Source organism: Pseudomonas sp. S3_B08 (assembly GCF_054667725.1).
Genome location: NZ_CP162750.1, coordinates 2,456,596 through 2,472,061 on the forward strand (window position 1 = coordinate 2,456,596; position 15,466 = coordinate 2,472,061).

Below are 15,466 nucleotides of genomic sequence, written 5' to 3' on the forward strand. Positions count from 1 at the left end.
CAGTATAGGCTCGCCCGCCGCGAAACAAGTTGATGGATGACCCCTCGTCGGCTGGCCAGCTGAATTGTGGCCGCCCGCGAAAACCTGTGGGAGCGAGCCTGCTCGCGAATAGGCCCTGCCAGTCACCACAACTCAGGATCAAACCGCCCACTGCAATATCAACCAACTGTTCGCCCCGCTGATCAACACAAACAGCCCCCAAGCCAGCACCCGCGTGGGCCAGCGATTGACGAACGGCCCCATCAATTGCCGATCGTTGGTCATGCGAATCAGCGGGTACAAGGCAAACGGCAACTGCAGGCTGAGCACCACCTGGCTCAACACCAGCAACTTGCCGATCGCACCATCACCGAGCAGCCATACGCCGATGAACGCCGGAATCAGCGCCAGCCCGCGAGTGATCAAACGCCGCTGCCAGCACGGGATGCGCAGGTTCAGATAGCCCTCCATGATGACCTGCCCGGCGATGGTCCCGGTGAAGGTCGAACTTTGCCCCGACGCGAGCAGCGCCACGCCGAACAGCACACTCGCCAGCGCACCGCCAACCAGCGGGTCGAGCAGGTGATACGCGTCCTGAATGTCGACCACATCGGTGTGTCCGGACTGGTGAAACGCCGCCGCCGCGAGAATCAGGATCGCAGCGTTGACCAGCAGCGCCAGGGCCAGCGAACCAATGGTGTCGATACGCGCGAGTTTCACCGCGTCCTGCTTGCTCGCCAGGTCCTTGCCGATCATCCGTGTCTGCACGATCGAGGTGTGCAGGTAAAGGTTATGCGGCATTACTGTGGCGCCGAGGATGCCAATGGCCAGATACAGCGGCGCGGCATCGCCGATGGCCGCCAGCGAAGGTTTGAAGCCCAGCGCCACGTCTGGCCAGTACGGTTTGATCAACAACAACTCGACGAAGAAACACACGCCGATGGTCGCGACCAGCACCAGCATGATCGCTTCGAGACGGCGGAAGCCCCGGTTTTGCAGGGCCAGCACCAGCAACGTGTCGAACGCCGTCAGGGCGATGCCGAAGGTCAGCGAGCAACCGAGCAGCAAGTGAAACGCGAGAGCGCAGCCAAGCACTTCGGCGAGGTCGGTGGCGATGATCGAGATCTCCGCCAGTATCCATTGCAGGCGCGCTGTCGGGGTGCTGTAGCGCTCGCGGGACAACTGCGCCAGATCGCGCCCGGTGGCGATGCCCAGCCGCGAGCACAGACATTGCACGACCATGCCGGCCAGACTCGCCAGCAACACGACGAACAACAGGCTGTAGCCAAAACGCGAACCGGCCTCGATCGCGGTCGCCCAGTTGCCCGGATCCATGTAGCCGATCGACACCAGCAAACCGGGACCGGCGAAACGCAGCACACGTTTGAAGAACGAGGCAGTCGGATCGACCGCAACACTGCCGGCCACTTCCGGCGGGCAAAACGGCGCGGTGGCGATTTTGGGCAGACTGAATTTCACGCACACATCCAGAAACAAAAACGGGAGCCCGGCAGCTTAGTCGTTTCGCCTGATGCCTTGAAGCGCAAAGATCACTGAACCTATGGGTTCACCCCCAACAACTGCTCGCGCAACTCGGGACTGCGTGTTCGCGGATCCAGCCAGATATCGAAAAACGCCTTGGCAAACTGTGGATCCTCAATCTCATGCTGGAGCTTCTGGCCGACAAAAAACCGCGCGCCCTGCCCCGGCAGATACACGCCGGTAATCCGCGTGCCGGCCTGAACGTCGACAAACGATTGCTGCATCTGCGTCTGCCAGCCGGCCAATTGCGCTGAAGTGACCCGGGGACCGGCCAGGCGTTTGATCTCATCGACGCTGGTACTGACCAGATCGTCTCGCGAGATATTGCGCCGGTAGATCAGCTCCAGAGCAAACGGCTGGCCGTCCGCCAGAGGCCGCGCGGCACTCCACAAGCGCGCGCTGTAAACATCGAAGCCGAACACGCTGAAATCGCCACTGCCGATGATTTGCGCCCCTGGCACTGCGTCCTGCCAATTGGCCCACGTCGGCGTCAGCAGCAGTGCCCATAACCCGATGCCACAACAGCCACGTACGAGCTTGGGTGTTCTGTTCATCGCCGTATCGTCTCCGCTGCATTCTGATGATCAAAGCATAGCCGGATTCGCGCCTGAATTTTTGTATACAAAAATTGCGAACATAGGCAGCAATCTTCAATCGGCAGTGCTAACGTGGCTCATCCTGACCCGATGGAGACACCCGCGTGCTGATCCTCAAACTGCTGCTGATTCCCGGTTTTCTCCTGCTGATTTCCCTGGCGGGCAAACGTTGGGGGCCGAGCGTGGCCGGGTGGCTGTCGGGATTGCCGGTGGTGGTCGGGCCGATTCTGTTTTTTCTGGCGATCGAACAAGGGCCGCAGTTTGCCGCGCAATCAGCGGTCGCGGCGCTGTCGGCAATGTTCGCGATGATCGCTTTCTGCATCACTTATGCGCAGGTGGCGCAGCGGGCGAACTGGCCGTGGGCGTTGACCATTTCACTGGCGGTTTGGGCCGCGCTGGCGGCGGTCTTGTCGGTGATCCCGGCGTCCTTGCCGTTCTCGGTGATTGCGGCAGCGGTGGCACTGCTCGCTTCGCCTTATCTGTTCCCCGAGGTGCAGCCGGTGTTGAACGGGCCAGCACCGAAGTCGGACAAACTGATCTGGCGGATGATCGCCGGTGCGGCGCTGACGCTGGTGGTGACGATGCTGGCCAGCACCGTCGGCGAACGCTGGAGCGGCCTTCTCGCGGTGTTCCCGGTGCTCGGCAGCGTCATGGCGGTGTTCTCGCAACAAACGCGCGGCCCGGCGTTTACCGCTGCGTTATTGCGCGCAACGGCAACCGGCATGTATTCGTTCTCGGCGTTCTGCCTGGTGTCGGCCTTGACGCTGCCGACCATGGGCCTCAGCGGCTTCGCAGTGGGAGTGGCAGTGTCGGTGGCGATGCTCGGGGTGACCCGGCGTCTGCTGGCGCGGCCAGTGGCCAAGGCGCAAGCGCAATAACCCCCCGGACGAATCGCGCTGGAACGCCCGGCACGCTCCGTGGGATGATCGCCCGCCTCGCGCGACCATTCACCGGAGATTCACATGTCATTGTTGAGCAAAAAAGCCGTTGTTCTGATGCTGGCGGCCGTCGCTGGTTTCGCCGCGATCAACGCGCACGCCGCCAAGGAAAAAGTCAAAACCGAGAAGGTCTCGCTGCTCGACGGCAAGTTTGCCTTTGTCCTGCCCAAAGGCTTTGTCGCCGACCCGCTGCCCGCCAGCCCGAGCGGGGCCAAGGGCACGATGTACACCAACCAGACCACCAAGACCGTGGTCATCGCCGCCGAAAACCAGATCCCCGCAGGGCAGAACGTCAAGGACAACGACGGTGAGTTTCTCGACGGCAGCGTGTCGAGTTTCATCGACGATCAGCGCAAGGCCCTGCCGGACTTCAACAAGCTCAGCGAAAAAAGCCTGACCCAGAAAGGCACCGGCCTGGGGCTGCGTCAGGTTGACAGCACCGCCACTCAGGGCGGTGGCCAAACCCTGAACACCACGCTGCTGGCCGGCTCGGGGACGAAGATGGCGCTGGTGCAGGTGATTTCCCGCGCCAGCGACAAGAAAGCTCACGATGCCTTGATCAAAGCCATCGTCAAGGATTGAGCCGCTGCAACCAGCCATTCAGATCGCGCAATTCGGCCGCACTGATGCTGTGGCCGACGCCCGGATAAGCGTGAAACTCGGGCTTGTAATCGAGTTTCTGCAATAGCGCGTTGGCCTCGGTGCCGTGACGGTAAGGCACCGGATCATCAGCGGTGCCGTGGCCGATAAAAATGCTCAGCGGCAGCGGCGCTTGCCCAGGCTTGAGTTCGGCTTTGAGCACCGGCAACAAGCGCCCGCTCAACGCGGCAAACCCGCCCACGACCGCTGGCGCGCGCAGGCCCACTTCGTAGCTCATCATCGCGCCCTGGCTGAAGCCGATCAGGTACACCTTGTCCGGCGCGGCGTGATATTTCTTCGCCGCCTGGGCGATAAAGTCGCGCAGCTTCTGGCCGCTGACCTTCAGATCATCGGTCTCGCCGTTGTAGGCGCCTTCACCTTTCTTGCGAAACCACTGGAAACGTCCTTCACCCAACGTCATCGGCGCGCGCACGGAAAGGTAGTTGTACTGCGCCGGCAGCTGAAATTTCATGCCGATCAGATCGGCCTCGTTACTGCCGTAACCGTGCAGGAAAATCACCAGCGGACGTGGTTCAGAGTCGGCGTGGACCTGTTCGAGGTATTTGAGCGGCAAGTCGGATTGCAGGGTGGTTTGCGCGTGGACGGCGGTGGATGCGAGCAGGGTCAGCAGGGCGAACAATTTGAGCATTGCAGCGTTCCTTCACAGAGTGTCGGGTTCGCGGGGGAGCCTAACATTCTCGGCTGAGGATCCAAATTTTGTGGAGTGGCTGATGGCCCTTTCGCGAGCAGGCTCGCTCCCACCGTTGAAATGCGTTCGTCTGTGGGAGCGAGCCTGCTCGCGAAGAGGCCCGCACCTTCACCGCAACCTATCAGTCGTTGGTCAGCTTGCCGGTACGAAACGGCACCCGCCCCGCCACTTTCGCCTGCCAGATCCCCGGCTCGGTATAACGCCCGCGATCAATCGCAAACAGCACCCCGCTGGTGCCGGCGCGCACGGTGGTCACGCGATCCTGCAACGGGTCAACAACCTCGAACAGCGCATCGCCCTGCTCTACCCACTCGCCGGCATTGCGCAAGAAACTGACCACGCCATGGTGCGGGGCGAACAGGTATTCAGTGCCTTCGAACGGCAGACCTTCACAACATTCGCTCGGCGCCGCCGGCCATTCGCCGCTGATGAAACCCTGCTCGGCGAGAAAGCCCAGAATCGCTTCGCAATTGGCCTGAGCCTGATCGACGCGGGTGTCGCCCATGCTGCCCAGCTCCAGCGTTGTCGCCAGATTCGCCGCCGGAATCGACGCGTTCGGGAATGCTTTGGCCAGACGCAACCATGGCGTCGAGCAGGACTCATCGAACGAGCTGCCACCGGAGTCTTCGCAGAGCAATGCCACGCCCGCCTTCAGCCGCGCCGCCAGCGATTGCCACTGCGGCCAGTGTTGCGGCAGCGCATAGAGGTGAATCGCAGCGTCGAAGTCGCAATGCAGATCGAGGGTGATGTCGGCGTCGCAGGCGTGGCGCAGCAACAAGCGGTGCAAGGCCTCCAGTTGCGAGGCCGGTGCCGGCAATTCTTCGAAAACTTGAGCCATGGCCTGGCGAATCAGCGCGACGTTGGCCTCGGCATCCGCGCCCAGACGCTCGCCAACCAGCGCCGCGACCGGGGCGCTGAGTTCGACGAATGCGCGGTTGAAATTCTTGCCGCTGCCCAGTTCGAAGCGGCCCATGTGATTGCCTTGCAGATGCTGATCCAGGCCGATCGGATTGGCCACCGGCACCAGTTCGATAACGCCCTGCAAACGGCCCTGCCGTTCCAGTTCGTTCAGGCGCAGCTTGAGTTCCCACGCGGTACGCATGCCCGGCAGTTCATCAGCGTGCAGGCTGGCCTGGATATACACCTTGCGGCTGCCGGCGCCGTAGCGGAACACGCTGAGGGAGCGCTCGCTGCCCAAGTGGCTCCAGGGCAGAACGTGGTCGATGCGTTGCATGGAAAACTCCTGAATAGCTGGGTTACGTAAAACCCTGTGGGAGCGAGCCTGCTCGCGAATGCGTCAGGTCAGACGATGACGATATCGAATGTCAGACCGCATTCGCGAGCAGGCTCGCTCCCACAGAGAATTTCCATAAATAAAAAAGCATAAAAAAAGTGGCCACCGCGCAAACGGGGCCACTTTTTTTCACGGCGTATTAATGGCCGTACACGTCAAAGTCGAAGTACTTGTCCTGGACTTTCTTGTACTCGCCATTGGCGCGGATTTCGGTGATGGCTTTGTTGAATTGCTCAGCCAGTGCGGTATCGCCCTTGCGCACGGCAATGCCAGCGCCGCCGCCGAAGTATTTGGCGTCTTCGTAGGTCGGGCCGACGAATTCGAAGCCTTTGCCGGCGTCGGTTTTCAGGAAACCATCGCTGAGGTTGACCGAGTCAGCGAGCATCGCGTCGATACGCCCGGAAACCATGTCGAGGTTGGCTTCCTGCTGCGAGCCGTAGCGCACCAGTTCGATCCCGGCCGGAACCAGCACTTCGGTCGCGTAGCGGTCATGGGTACTGGCACGCAGCACGCCGACTTTCTTGCCCTTGAGTTCGGTCAGCGGGTCTTTCACGCCCGAGCCTTCCTTCATCACGAAGCGTGCCGGGGTGTGGTAGTACTTGATAGTGAAATCGACGTTCTTCTTGCGATCGTCAGTGATGGTCATCGACGACAGGATCGCGTCGATCTTCTTCACTTTCAGCGCCGGGATCAGGCCATCGAACTCTTGCTCGACCCACGTGCATTTAACTTTCATCTGCGTGCACAGTGCGTCACCGATGTCCACGTCAAAACCAGTGAGTTTGCCGTCAGCGGTTTTCATCGAGAATGGCGGGTACCCGGCTTCGATACCGATGCGGATCGGCTTGGCGTCTTCGGCCACAGCGGTCAGGGACAACATCGACAGTGCCAGGGCACCGAACATCACTAGCTTTTTCATTTATTACTCCCGTGCGGAGGCTTTTATTGGCAGCTTTCGAGTCAGCGTTCGGTCATGGCGTTCTAACGGCAAAAACCGAAGTGGCCGGCAGTCTATGGCGGCGCGCACGGAGGCAATTGTTTTTAAGCGACAAATACTTACAGAACATCGGCGATCACTTTGACGAGAGTAAACGCGTGCGCCGTGTTGGTGCGAAGGATGTAGGACAAGACTGTTTTCAGAGCAAGAAACGCCGATCCCCCGTAGAGCTGGCGGAGGCTGCGATCTTTTGATCTTGTTTTTTTTAGATCAAGATCAAAAGATCGCAGCCTCCGGCAGCTCCTACAGAAACGTCAGCATTCGCAGGCGACAGGAGTATTGGCGACTGACGCCGCGCTCAGTTCGAAACCTTCATCGAGCCATCCGGTGACGCCGCCGATCATCTCCTTGACTGGATAGCCCAATGCCGCCAGCTTCACCGCAGCCTTGTTCGCCCCATTGCAATGCGGCCCGGCGCAATAGACTACGAACAAAGTGTGTTTCGGGTAATCGGCCAAGCGCTCCGCCGTGAGCAAGCGTGTCGGGATATTGATCGCGCCGGGCACATGGCCGCGCTCGAACGCCAATGGGCCGCGCACATCCACCAGAACGAAGTCGACCTCCCCGGCCTCTTGGCTACTGAACACGTCGGAACAATCGGTTTCGAAGGTCAGACGATTGCTGAAATGCATCAGGGCAATCGCCGAAGGTGCGGCGGGGATTTCGCGAACCAGGCTGGTCATGTTGTGTTGCTCCTTTGTCTGTGGGGATGAACAGACTTTATCGAGACGGCGCTTGCCGCTACAGTGGCGCGCAAGACACCGACCGGGAGTTTTCCGCCAAATGCTCACTCAGCCCAATCTGGTTGCCATTCTGGCCTACGATGGCCTCTGCACGTTCGAGTTCGGCATTGCCGTGGAGATCTTCGGCCTGGCCCGGCCAGAGTTCGACTTCCCTTGGTACGAACACGCGATTGCTGCAGTTGATCCAGGCCCGATGCGCGCCATGGGTGGCATTCAGGTACTGGCCGATGGCGGCCTGGAACTGCTCGCCGCAGCGCGCACCATCGTCATTCCCGGCTGGCGCGACCGCAACGCCTCGGTACCGCCTGCGCTGATCGACGCGTTGCGTCAGGCCCATGACCGAGGCGCGCGGTTGCTGTCGATCTGCTCGGGCGTGTTCGTCCTCGCCGCCAGCGGCCTGCTCGACGGCCACCGCGCTACCACGCACTGGCGCTACACCGGTGAACTGGCGCAACGCTTCCCGGCCATCGAGGTCGATCCGGACGTGCTCTACGTCGACGCCGGTCAACTGATCACCTCCGCCGGCAGCGCCGCCGGCATCGACGCCTGCCTGCATCTGGTGACACGTGACTTCGGCACGCAGGTCGCCAACGCCGTCGCGCGGCGCCTGGTCATGTCGCCACAACGCACCGGCGGCCAGGCCCAGTTCATCCCCACCCCGGTTAGCCCGACGCCCCGCAGCGACCTGTCGCGCGTCATGCAATGGGCCCGCGAACGCCTGCACGAACCACTGGAAGTCCGCGATCTGGCCAGCGAAGCGGCAATGAGCGAGCGCACGTTTCTGCGGCGCTTCACCGAAGCCAGCGGGCAATCGCCGAAAGCCTGGCTGCAACATGAACGCCTGGCGCGAGCGCGGGAGCTGCTTGAGAGCACCCATCAACACACCGAGCAGATCGCCCAGCGCTGCGGCTATCGCTCGGTGGAAAGTTTTCGTGTGGCGTTCCGCAGCGTGGTGGGCGTACCGCCGTCGGTTTATCGGGAGCGGTTTGGGCGAAGCAACAAGCTTTCGCTCCATCCCGCAGCGTTTTAAGCGCTGACGTTGACGGCGAGGCCGGCAGAAACGCTCGCGGTGAAAATTGTGAAACGGAAAATGCGGCTTGCTTTATATTGATTCTGATATAACCTGAAAATCAAACGGGCACTGGCATTTCTTGCAATAAAACTCACCGTCGCCGCTTACGTTCAGCTATTACGCTTTTCCTTTTGACACAGGACAAGCCGATGCCGAAACACAAGGATGTGGTGTTCGTGGGTAGCGCGTTGAAAGATCTCAAAGCATTCCCGGTTGATGCCCGAAGAGCGGCGGGGTTTCAGCTGGACCTGTTGCAACAGGGTGATGCCCCACTCGATTGGCGCCCTGTGAAAACCGTAGGACGCGGTGTTAACGAAATCAGGATCACCGAGGACTCAGGGGCGTTTCGCGTGTTTTATGTAGTCAATCGACCTGAAGCAATCTATGTGCTTCACGCCATGCACAAAACCACACGTAAAACGGAAATTAGAGACATCGAACTGGCCCGGGCCAGATATCAGGAAATAGGTTAAGCCATGAAGGAACATCAAGACTCATCCCAACGATTTTCCAGTGTATGGGATGCATTGGAGGACACGCCTCAGGAAGCTGCCAACATGCGTCTGCGAGCCAAGCTCATGCGTTCGCTTTGCGAGACCATTCGAGCGTGGGAGCTCCCTCAAAAGGACGCGGCACAGAGATTGGGAATCTCGCAGCCGCGCCTCAATGATGTACTCAACGGGAAAATCGACAAATTCTCGCTCGATGCATTGGTCAACCTGTCAGCTGCTGCAAGGCTGGAGGTGGACATTTGCTTTCCGTCAGGCCCGTTGCAATGGGCCTGACGCTGGCTTTGCGTGGCAATGTCCACCCTGCATTCCGAGTTTTGAAATCGAGGGAGTTGAATAGCATTCAACTTCGCAGTTAACCATCGACATCATCCAGCTGCACAGGAGTTCCGCTGGATGATTCCCCCTTCAATCCTCCCGCGTCAAAACCTCCAGCAACTCAATTTCAAACACCAGATTCGAATTCGGCGGGATCTTGCCCATGGTCCGCTCGCCGTAGCCCAGATGCGCCGGTACCAGCAATTTGCGTTTGCCGCCGACCTGCATGCCCATCAGCCCCTGATCCCAGCCTTTGATCACCCGGCCAGTGCCAATCACGCACTGAAACGGTTTGCCTCGGCTCCGGGACGAATCGAATTCAGTGCCGTCTTCCAGCCAGCCGGTGTATTGGGTGGTGATCAGCGCGCCTTTCACCGCGGCTTTGCCGTCGCCCGGTTGCAGGTCGATGATTTGCAGTTCGTCTGTCATGTCGTTGGCTCTCGAGATGTTCGCAGGCGGCGTTTTTCGCAGAATCCGGCGTCGATGGCAATCCATGGAACCGAAAACGCGCCTTGCCGCTCACATGTGTATCGACATCGTATGACGACAAGGATGCTTAGATGACCGACTCTCGATTGCTGCGCAGTTTCATCCCGCCCTACATCCTCAACCGCATCATCGCCCACGGTTCCGAGCCGCAGCGCAACGCCGCGATGCAGACGCTCAACCATGTACGCAGTCTGCTACCCAACCCCGGCCGCCCTTCGCAGCCGCCGGCGCGGGCGATTCTGCCGGAAGCGAGCAAGCCTGGCCTGGCGCGGCGCAGTGTGCATGATGCGCAGAACAAAATGCTCTTGCCGGGCATGCCGGTGCGCCTCGAGGGCCAGCCGGCATCGGGAGATCCGGCGGTCGACGAGGCTTACGATGCGCTGGGCGCCAGCTATGATTTCTTTTGGAAGGTGCTTGGTCGCGACTCGATCGACAATCAGGGATTCGCGCTGATCGGCAGCGTGCATTATGGCCAAGGCTACGAGAACGCATTCTGGAACGGCGCGCAGATGGTCTTCGGTGACGGCGATGGCGAAATCTTCCAGCGCTTCACCCGCTCGCTCGACGTCATCGGCCATGAACTGGCCCACGGCGTCACCGAAAGCGAAGCCGGGCTGATTTATGCCAACCAGTCCGGCGCGCTGAACGAGTCGCTCTCGGATGTATTCGGCGTGTTGATCAAGCAATACATCCTCGGCCAAACCGCCGAGCAGGCAGACTGGCTGATCGGCGCCGACCTGCTGATGCCACAGATCCAAGGCAAGGGCCTGCGCTCGATGTCGCACCCCGGCACGGCATACGACGACCCGATGCTGGGCAAGGATCCGCAACCGGATCACATGCGCAAGTTCGTCATCACCAGCGAAGACAATGGCGGCGTGCACATCAACTCCGGCATTCCCAACCGCGCGTTTTACCTGGCAGCGCGAGCGTTTGGTGGCTTCGCCTGGGAAAAGGCCGGACGCATCTGGTACGACACGCTGTGCGACAACCGCTTGAGCAAGGAGGCAACGTTCGATGCGTTCGCGAAACTGACGATCGACCACGCTGGCCAGCGCTTCAGCGCCGAAGCAGCCGACACGGTGCAGCAAGCCTGGGCACAGGTCGGTATCGAATAATCCGAGGAGACCGTATGAAAACGCTACCCGAGCTGGATAAAGATTCCGTTTTGCGCGTATCTCGCCAGGGTGGCGTTGCAGCGATTCACAGCCTGAGCCGCCCACGGGAAATCGAATTCGCGCAATGCGACATCAGTCAGCGTTCGAGAATATGCTCGGTGCTTGAGGGTTGCCTGCCACTGGACAGCAGCGAATCCGGCCGTGGGGATCAGCGCTTCTACCAGATTGAGGTGCGCTACCCGTCAGGGGAAATGGTGTTGAAGGTGCCAGAGGATCGGGCGCCTGGGGAGCTGGTGCAGCTTTGGGACAAGGGGGAGCTTCTGTAAACGCTCCCCCCGATGTTCAGGCTATTTCTCGACGGGATGCATCTCGACAATCGTGCCATTGGTGATCATCACCATCACGTACTTGTCATTGATCTGCACCCACTGCGCCTGCTCGATCGGTGCTTTCAGACCTTTGGCTTTCCAGTTCTTCAGCGCCTTGTCTTCGCGCTGGTACATTTCCGGTGCGCGGTCGTTGACCTTCAGTTGGCGATCGCTGGTCGGCGATTGCACGGCGGGTTCGCTGGAGGTTTGCGCCGCTTGAACAATGGGCGTGATCCCGGCAATGCCGGCAACGAGGGCCAGGCTGGCGATTAGGGTTTTGCTGTTCATCGGTGAACCTCTTTCGGATGGGTAGTACCTGAACTCCGACTGCGCGGCGCGGGAAACATTCCTTGTTTTTTGCCGGATGCGGCCGTTAGAAGGCTTTGCCCATCAGACCGCCATCGCTGGCAAGCCAGCTCCCGCAGGTTTTTGTATTACAGCGCAATTATTGACCTGAGCTCCGGTCCACTCCTACAAGACCAAGCAAAGCAAGATCAAAAGATCGCAGCCTTCGGCAGCTCCTACAGTTGGATCGCGTGAATTCGATAGAAACTTGGCCACCTGCAGGCCGTCGTCGCGATCAGGCTCGCCCCCACCAGAAAAGCAAAGCAGCGCAGCTGCCCGCGGCGAAGCCGCCCCACTCAACAATGAGCGCAAGCTCGAGTGCTTTTGATCCTGCTTTTGATCCACCGGCGACGTCGGAAGGCTGAGCGGAGGGATTGATCCGGGCGTGGGAGCGCAGCGACCGTCTGGCGCAGCCAGACACAGCGCAAGGAGGTGCAGCGAAGCAAACCGGAGCCGCTGCGCCCGGATCGATCCCGCAGCGAAGGAACCCGAGCCTGCGAGGGCCGAACGCAGGAGCAAGCGTTTTTTTGCTTACTTTTTTTAGGCGTTTGTAAAAAAAGTGAGTCGCCGTAAGGGCGAAACCCTAAGCGGCCATGACCGCAGCAACGGATATGTACCCGGTCAGCCAGAACAAATCATCGCCCGACGCGACGCAGGCTCGCTCCCACAAATGCGCCAAGTACTGAATCCATTGATCCGCCCCACGCATCAATCCATGCCAACAATGCAATTAACAGATTGTTACATCTGCGCCACCATCCACCTCAATAAAAACCGTGCGCCGCTTCTCCGTAGCGCACGTCATAAAAGCGGTGGAGTACTTTTCTATGACAGCCTCAATCCCAACCAACGGCTCGCGGGCCGGTGCCATCTTCCGGGTGACCTCGGGCAACTTCCTCGAACAGTTCGACTTCTTTCTGTTCGGCTTCTACGCCACGCAGATCGCGGCGGTGTTCTTCCCGGCGAGCAGCGAGTTCGCCTCCTTGATGATGACTTTTGCGGTGTTCGGCGCAGGCTTCCTGATGCGTCCGCTGGGCGCCATCGTGCTCGGCGCATACATCGATGACGTCGGCCGGCGCAAAGGTCTGATCGTCACCCTGTCGATCATGGCCAGCGGCACGATATTGATTGTGCTGGTGCCCGGATACGAAACCATAGGCCTGTTCGCCCCGGCGCTGGTGTTGATCGGGCGGCTGCTGCAAGGCTTCTCGGCCGGTGCGGAATTGGGCGGTGTCTCGGTGTATCTGTCCGAAATCGCTACGCCGGGCCGCAAAGGGTTTTTCACCGCTTGGCAGTCGGCCAGCCAGCAAGTGGCGATCATCGTCGCGGCAGCGCTGGGCTACGGTCTGAACCAGTGGATGGAGCCGCAAGCCGTGGCCGCCTGGGGCTGGCGCATTCCGTTTTTCGTCGGCTGCATGATCGTCCCGTTCATTTTCTTCCTGCGCCGCAACCTGGCGGAAACCGAAGAGTTCGCCGCGCGCAAACACCGTCCAAGCATGCGCGAAGTGTTCCGCACCCTCGGCCAGAACTGGGGCGTGGTGCTCGGCGGGATGTTGATGGTCGCGCTGACCACCACTGCGTTCTACCTGATCACCGTGTACGCGCCGACTTTCGGCAAAACCGTGCTGCACCTGAGCACTTCCGACGCGTTGCTGGTAACGCTGCTGGTGGGCGTGTCGAACTTCTTCTGGCTGCCGATTGGCGGCGCGTTGTCCGACCGTATCGGCCGTCGTCCGGTGCTGATCGGCATGGCCTTGCTGGCGCTGGCCACGACTTATCCGGCGCTGTCGTTCCTGGTGCAGGCGCCGAGCTTCACCAACATGCTGCTGTCGCTGCTGTGGTTGTCGTTCATTTACGGCTTGTACAACGGCGCGATGATTCCGGCGCTGACCGAAATCATGCCGGTTGAAGTGCGCGTCGCCGGTTTCTCCCTGGCTTACAGCCTGGCCACGGCGATCTTTGGCGGTTTCACCCCGGCGATGTCGACCTTCCTGATCCAGTACACCGGCGACAAAGCCGCGCCAGGCTACTGGATGAGCATCGGTGCCCTGTGCGCGCTGTGCGCCACGCTTTACCTGTACCGCCGTGCCGGTGGTCGTCTGCAACCTGTCGCGGCCTGAGGAATACTCGCCATGAAAAAACTCTTTACTATCACCGCCCTGCTCGCCGGTCTCGCGTTCAACTTCGCGGCCCAGGCCGAAGAACTGAGCGTGATGACCTCCGGTGGTTTCACTGCCGCCTACAAGATCCTCGGGCCGAAATTTGCCGCCGCCACCGGTAACACGCTGACCACCAGCCTCGGCCCGTCGATGGGCAAGGCGCCGGAAGCGATTCCCAATCGTCTGGCACGCGGTGAGCACGCCGACGTGGTGATCATGGTCGGTTACGCCCTCGATGAGCTGATCAAACAAGGCAAGGTCGACCCGGCCTCCCGCGTTGAACTGGCGGATTCGCGGATCGGCATGGTAGTGCGTGAAGGCGCGCCGAAACCGGACATCAGCAGCGTCGACGGCCTGAAGAAAACCCTGCTTGATGCGCAGTCGGTGGCCTACTCCGACAGCGCCAGCGGCGTGTACATCGAGCAGCAGCTGTTCAAGAAACTCGGCATCGAAGACCAGTTGAAACCGAAGGCGAAAATGATTGCCAGGATCCCGGTCGGTTCGGTGGTTGCCACTGGCGACTATCAGTTGGGCTTCCAGCAGGTCAGCGAATTGCTGCCCGTGCCGGGCGTAAGCTTCGTCGCGAAGATTCCGGAGTCGGTGCAGTCGGTGACGCGTTTTGCCGCTGGCATTCCGGTCAAGGCCGAGCATCCGCAAGAAGCCAAAGCCCTGCTCGCCTACCTCGCTGCACCGGCCGCTCAGGCTGATGTACAGGCCACCGGGCTGGATTCGGTCAAGCGTTGATCGCTGGCGGCTGGACGCGCATCTCCACGACCAGCCGCTCCAGTTCCAGTGCCGCCGGGGTCAACGTGCGATCCCGGCGCTTGATGATGCCGACACTGCGCATCACTTGCGGCTCAATCAGCGGCACCCGCGTCAGGATCGGATGATCCGGCCCGGGCATCGCCATCAACGGCACCGCTGCCACGCCCAGACCCGCCTCTACCAGACCGATCATCGTCGTCACATGCCGCGTCTCGCAGATGCTCTGACGCTGCGGCACCACCCCGCCCAAGGCCTGATCGAGCAGAAAGCGATTACCCGAGGTCCTGTCCAGCGCGATGTAATCCTGCTGATAGAACTCGTCCCAACTGACGCTGCTGCGCCCGGCCAGCGGATGATCGCGACGACAGGCGACAACGTAGCACTCCTGCACAAGCGGTTCGAACTCGACTTTGGCATCCTGCGTGCCGAGAAAACTCAAACCGAAATCCGCCTCGCCATTGACCACCGCACTCAACACATCGTGGGCGCTGGAATCGAGGACTTTGACCTTGATCCGTGGAAACTGCTGGTGATAGCGCGCGACCACGCGGGGCATGAAGTAGTACGCCGCCGAGGGCACGCAGGCGACGGTGACATGGCCCAGTCGGGTCGAGGCGACTTCGCTGATGCCGAGCAAGGCAATGTCGAGATCATCCAGCAAGCGTTCGACGCTGGGCATGAAGCCGCGCCCGGCCTGGGTCAGGCTGACCTTGCGCGTGGTGCGCTCGAACAGTTTCACGCCGAGGGCATCTTCGAGCTTTTCGATGCGCCGACTCAGCGCCGGTTGCGACAGGCGCACGGTGTCGGCAGCCTTGCGAAAACTGCCCTGCTCGACCACCGCGCGAAAGGCTTGCAGGTCGTTTAGGTCGAAGTTGATGGCCATGGC

Annotated in this window: 18 protein-coding genes; 9 read left to right on the plus strand and 9 right to left on the minus strand. The window is 60.6% G+C overall.

The genetic code is table 11. From position 1 onward, the window contains the following. Window positions 1-138 precede the first annotated feature (138 nt). The gene (locus tag AB4N73_RS11125) at window positions 139-1,458 is read right to left on the minus strand and encodes an Nramp family divalent metal transporter (protein WP_252867832.1); all 1,320 of its coding nucleotides are present in this window, start codon (window positions 1,456-1,458) and stop codon (window positions 139-141) included. Between the two features lie 80 nt (window positions 1,459-1,538). Then, entirely contained in the window at window positions 1,539-2,075 is a 537-nt protein-coding gene (locus tag AB4N73_RS11130; protein WP_095182013.1) for a chalcone isomerase family protein, read from the minus strand. Between the two features lie 146 nt (window positions 2,076-2,221). Between AB4N73_RS11130 and AB4N73_RS11135 the strand changes: the two genes are divergently transcribed. Next, window positions 2,222-2,995: a hypothetical protein gene (locus tag AB4N73_RS11135; protein ID WP_056789034.1), complete on the plus strand. Its 774-nt coding sequence runs from the start codon at window positions 2,222-2,224 to the stop codon at window positions 2,993-2,995. 84 nt (window positions 2,996-3,079) lie between these two features. Continuing rightward, window positions 3,080-3,637, plus strand: coding sequence for a DcrB/PsbP domain-containing protein (locus tag AB4N73_RS11140; RefSeq protein ID WP_095182014.1), 558 nt, complete (start codon window positions 3,080-3,082; stop codon window positions 3,635-3,637). On the opposite strand, the gene AB4N73_RS11145 is transcribed toward AB4N73_RS11140, so the two are convergent. From AB4N73_RS11145 to AB4N73_RS11160, 4 genes are all read right to left on the minus strand, one after another. After that, the gene (locus AB4N73_RS11145; RefSeq protein ID WP_056789032.1) at window positions 3,627-4,343 is read right to left on the minus strand and encodes an alpha/beta hydrolase; all 717 of its coding nucleotides are present in this window, start codon (window positions 4,341-4,343) and stop codon (window positions 3,627-3,629) included. The genes AB4N73_RS11140 and AB4N73_RS11145 overlap by 11 nt on opposite strands. Before the next feature lie 181 nt (window positions 4,344-4,524). After that, window positions 4,525-5,637: a succinylglutamate desuccinylase/aspartoacylase family protein gene (locus AB4N73_RS11150; RefSeq protein ID WP_252867834.1), complete on the minus strand. Its 1,113-nt coding sequence runs from the start codon at window positions 5,635-5,637 to the stop codon at window positions 4,525-4,527. Between the two features lie 199 nt (window positions 5,638-5,836). Then, the gene (locus AB4N73_RS11155; RefSeq protein ID WP_095182017.1) at window positions 5,837-6,616 is read right to left on the minus strand and encodes an ABC transporter substrate-binding protein; all 780 of its coding nucleotides are present in this window, start codon (window positions 6,614-6,616) and stop codon (window positions 5,837-5,839) included. A 332-nt stretch (window positions 6,617-6,948) separates the two neighbouring features. Next, on the minus strand, window positions 6,949-7,377 hold the full coding sequence (locus AB4N73_RS11160) for a rhodanese-like domain-containing protein (protein ID WP_041477005.1): 429 nt from the start codon (window positions 7,375-7,377) through the stop codon (window positions 6,949-6,951). A 100-nt stretch (window positions 7,378-7,477) separates the two neighbouring features. On the opposite strand from AB4N73_RS11160, the gene ftrA reads away from it, so the two are divergent. The 3 genes from ftrA to AB4N73_RS11175 all read left to right on the plus strand — a co-directional run bounded on the left by ftrA (window position 7,478) and on the right by AB4N73_RS11175 (window position 9,294). Continuing rightward, the gene (ftrA, locus tag AB4N73_RS11165; RefSeq protein WP_310216755.1) at window positions 7,478-8,467 is read left to right on the plus strand and encodes a transcriptional regulator FtrA; all 990 of its coding nucleotides are present in this window, start codon (window positions 7,478-7,480) and stop codon (window positions 8,465-8,467) included. Between the two features lie 191 nt (window positions 8,468-8,658). Then, window positions 8,659-8,982 (plus strand): type II toxin-antitoxin system RelE/ParE family toxin, encoded by a 324-nt coding sequence (locus tag AB4N73_RS11170; protein WP_095182021.1) that lies wholly within the window; start codon window positions 8,659-8,661, stop codon window positions 8,980-8,982. A gap of 3 nt (window positions 8,983-8,985) precedes the next feature. Further along, window positions 8,986-9,294: a helix-turn-helix domain-containing protein gene (locus AB4N73_RS11175; protein WP_016775213.1), complete on the plus strand. Its 309-nt coding sequence runs from the start codon at window positions 8,986-8,988 to the stop codon at window positions 9,292-9,294. A 132-nt stretch (window positions 9,295-9,426) separates the two neighbouring features. On the opposite strand, the gene AB4N73_RS11180 is transcribed toward AB4N73_RS11175, so the two are convergent. After that, on the minus strand, window positions 9,427-9,765 hold the full coding sequence (locus tag AB4N73_RS11180; RefSeq protein WP_460143446.1) for an FKBP-type peptidyl-prolyl cis-trans isomerase: 339 nt from the start codon (window positions 9,763-9,765) through the stop codon (window positions 9,427-9,429). A 131-nt stretch (window positions 9,766-9,896) separates the two neighbouring features. Between AB4N73_RS11180 and AB4N73_RS11185 the strand changes: the two genes are divergently transcribed. Continuing rightward, the gene (locus AB4N73_RS11185; protein WP_460143447.1) at window positions 9,897-10,943 is read left to right on the plus strand and encodes a M4 family metallopeptidase; all 1,047 of its coding nucleotides are present in this window, start codon (window positions 9,897-9,899) and stop codon (window positions 10,941-10,943) included. A gap of 14 nt (window positions 10,944-10,957) precedes the next feature. Next, window positions 10,958-11,269 (plus strand): protealysin inhibitor emfourin, encoded by a 312-nt coding sequence (locus AB4N73_RS11190; RefSeq protein WP_041477010.1) that lies wholly within the window; start codon window positions 10,958-10,960, stop codon window positions 11,267-11,269. 21 nt (window positions 11,270-11,290) lie between these two features. Here AB4N73_RS11190 and AB4N73_RS11195 read toward each other — a convergent pair whose 3' ends face one another. After that, window positions 11,291-11,599, minus strand: coding sequence for an RcnB family protein (locus AB4N73_RS11195; protein ID WP_460143448.1), 309 nt, complete (start codon window positions 11,597-11,599; stop codon window positions 11,291-11,293). Window positions 11,600-12,483: 884 nt separating this feature from the next. Between AB4N73_RS11195 and tcuC the strand changes: the two genes are divergently transcribed. Together tcuC and AB4N73_RS11205 are read left to right on the plus strand one after the other, a co-directional pair. Beyond that, window positions 12,484-13,776: an MFS transporter gene (tcuC, locus tag AB4N73_RS11200; protein WP_016775219.1), complete on the plus strand. Its 1,293-nt coding sequence runs from the start codon at window positions 12,484-12,486 to the stop codon at window positions 13,774-13,776. A 12-nt stretch (window positions 13,777-13,788) separates the two neighbouring features. Continuing rightward, entirely contained in the window at window positions 13,789-14,559 is a 771-nt protein-coding gene (locus tag AB4N73_RS11205) for a substrate-binding domain-containing protein (protein WP_460143449.1), read from the plus strand. On the opposite strand, the gene AB4N73_RS11210 is transcribed toward AB4N73_RS11205, so the two are convergent. Continuing rightward, window positions 14,549-15,463, minus strand: coding sequence for a LysR family transcriptional regulator (locus AB4N73_RS11210; protein WP_460143450.1), 915 nt, complete (start codon window positions 15,461-15,463; stop codon window positions 14,549-14,551). The genes AB4N73_RS11205 and AB4N73_RS11210 overlap by 11 nt on opposite strands. Window positions 15,464-15,466 lie beyond the last annotated feature (3 nt).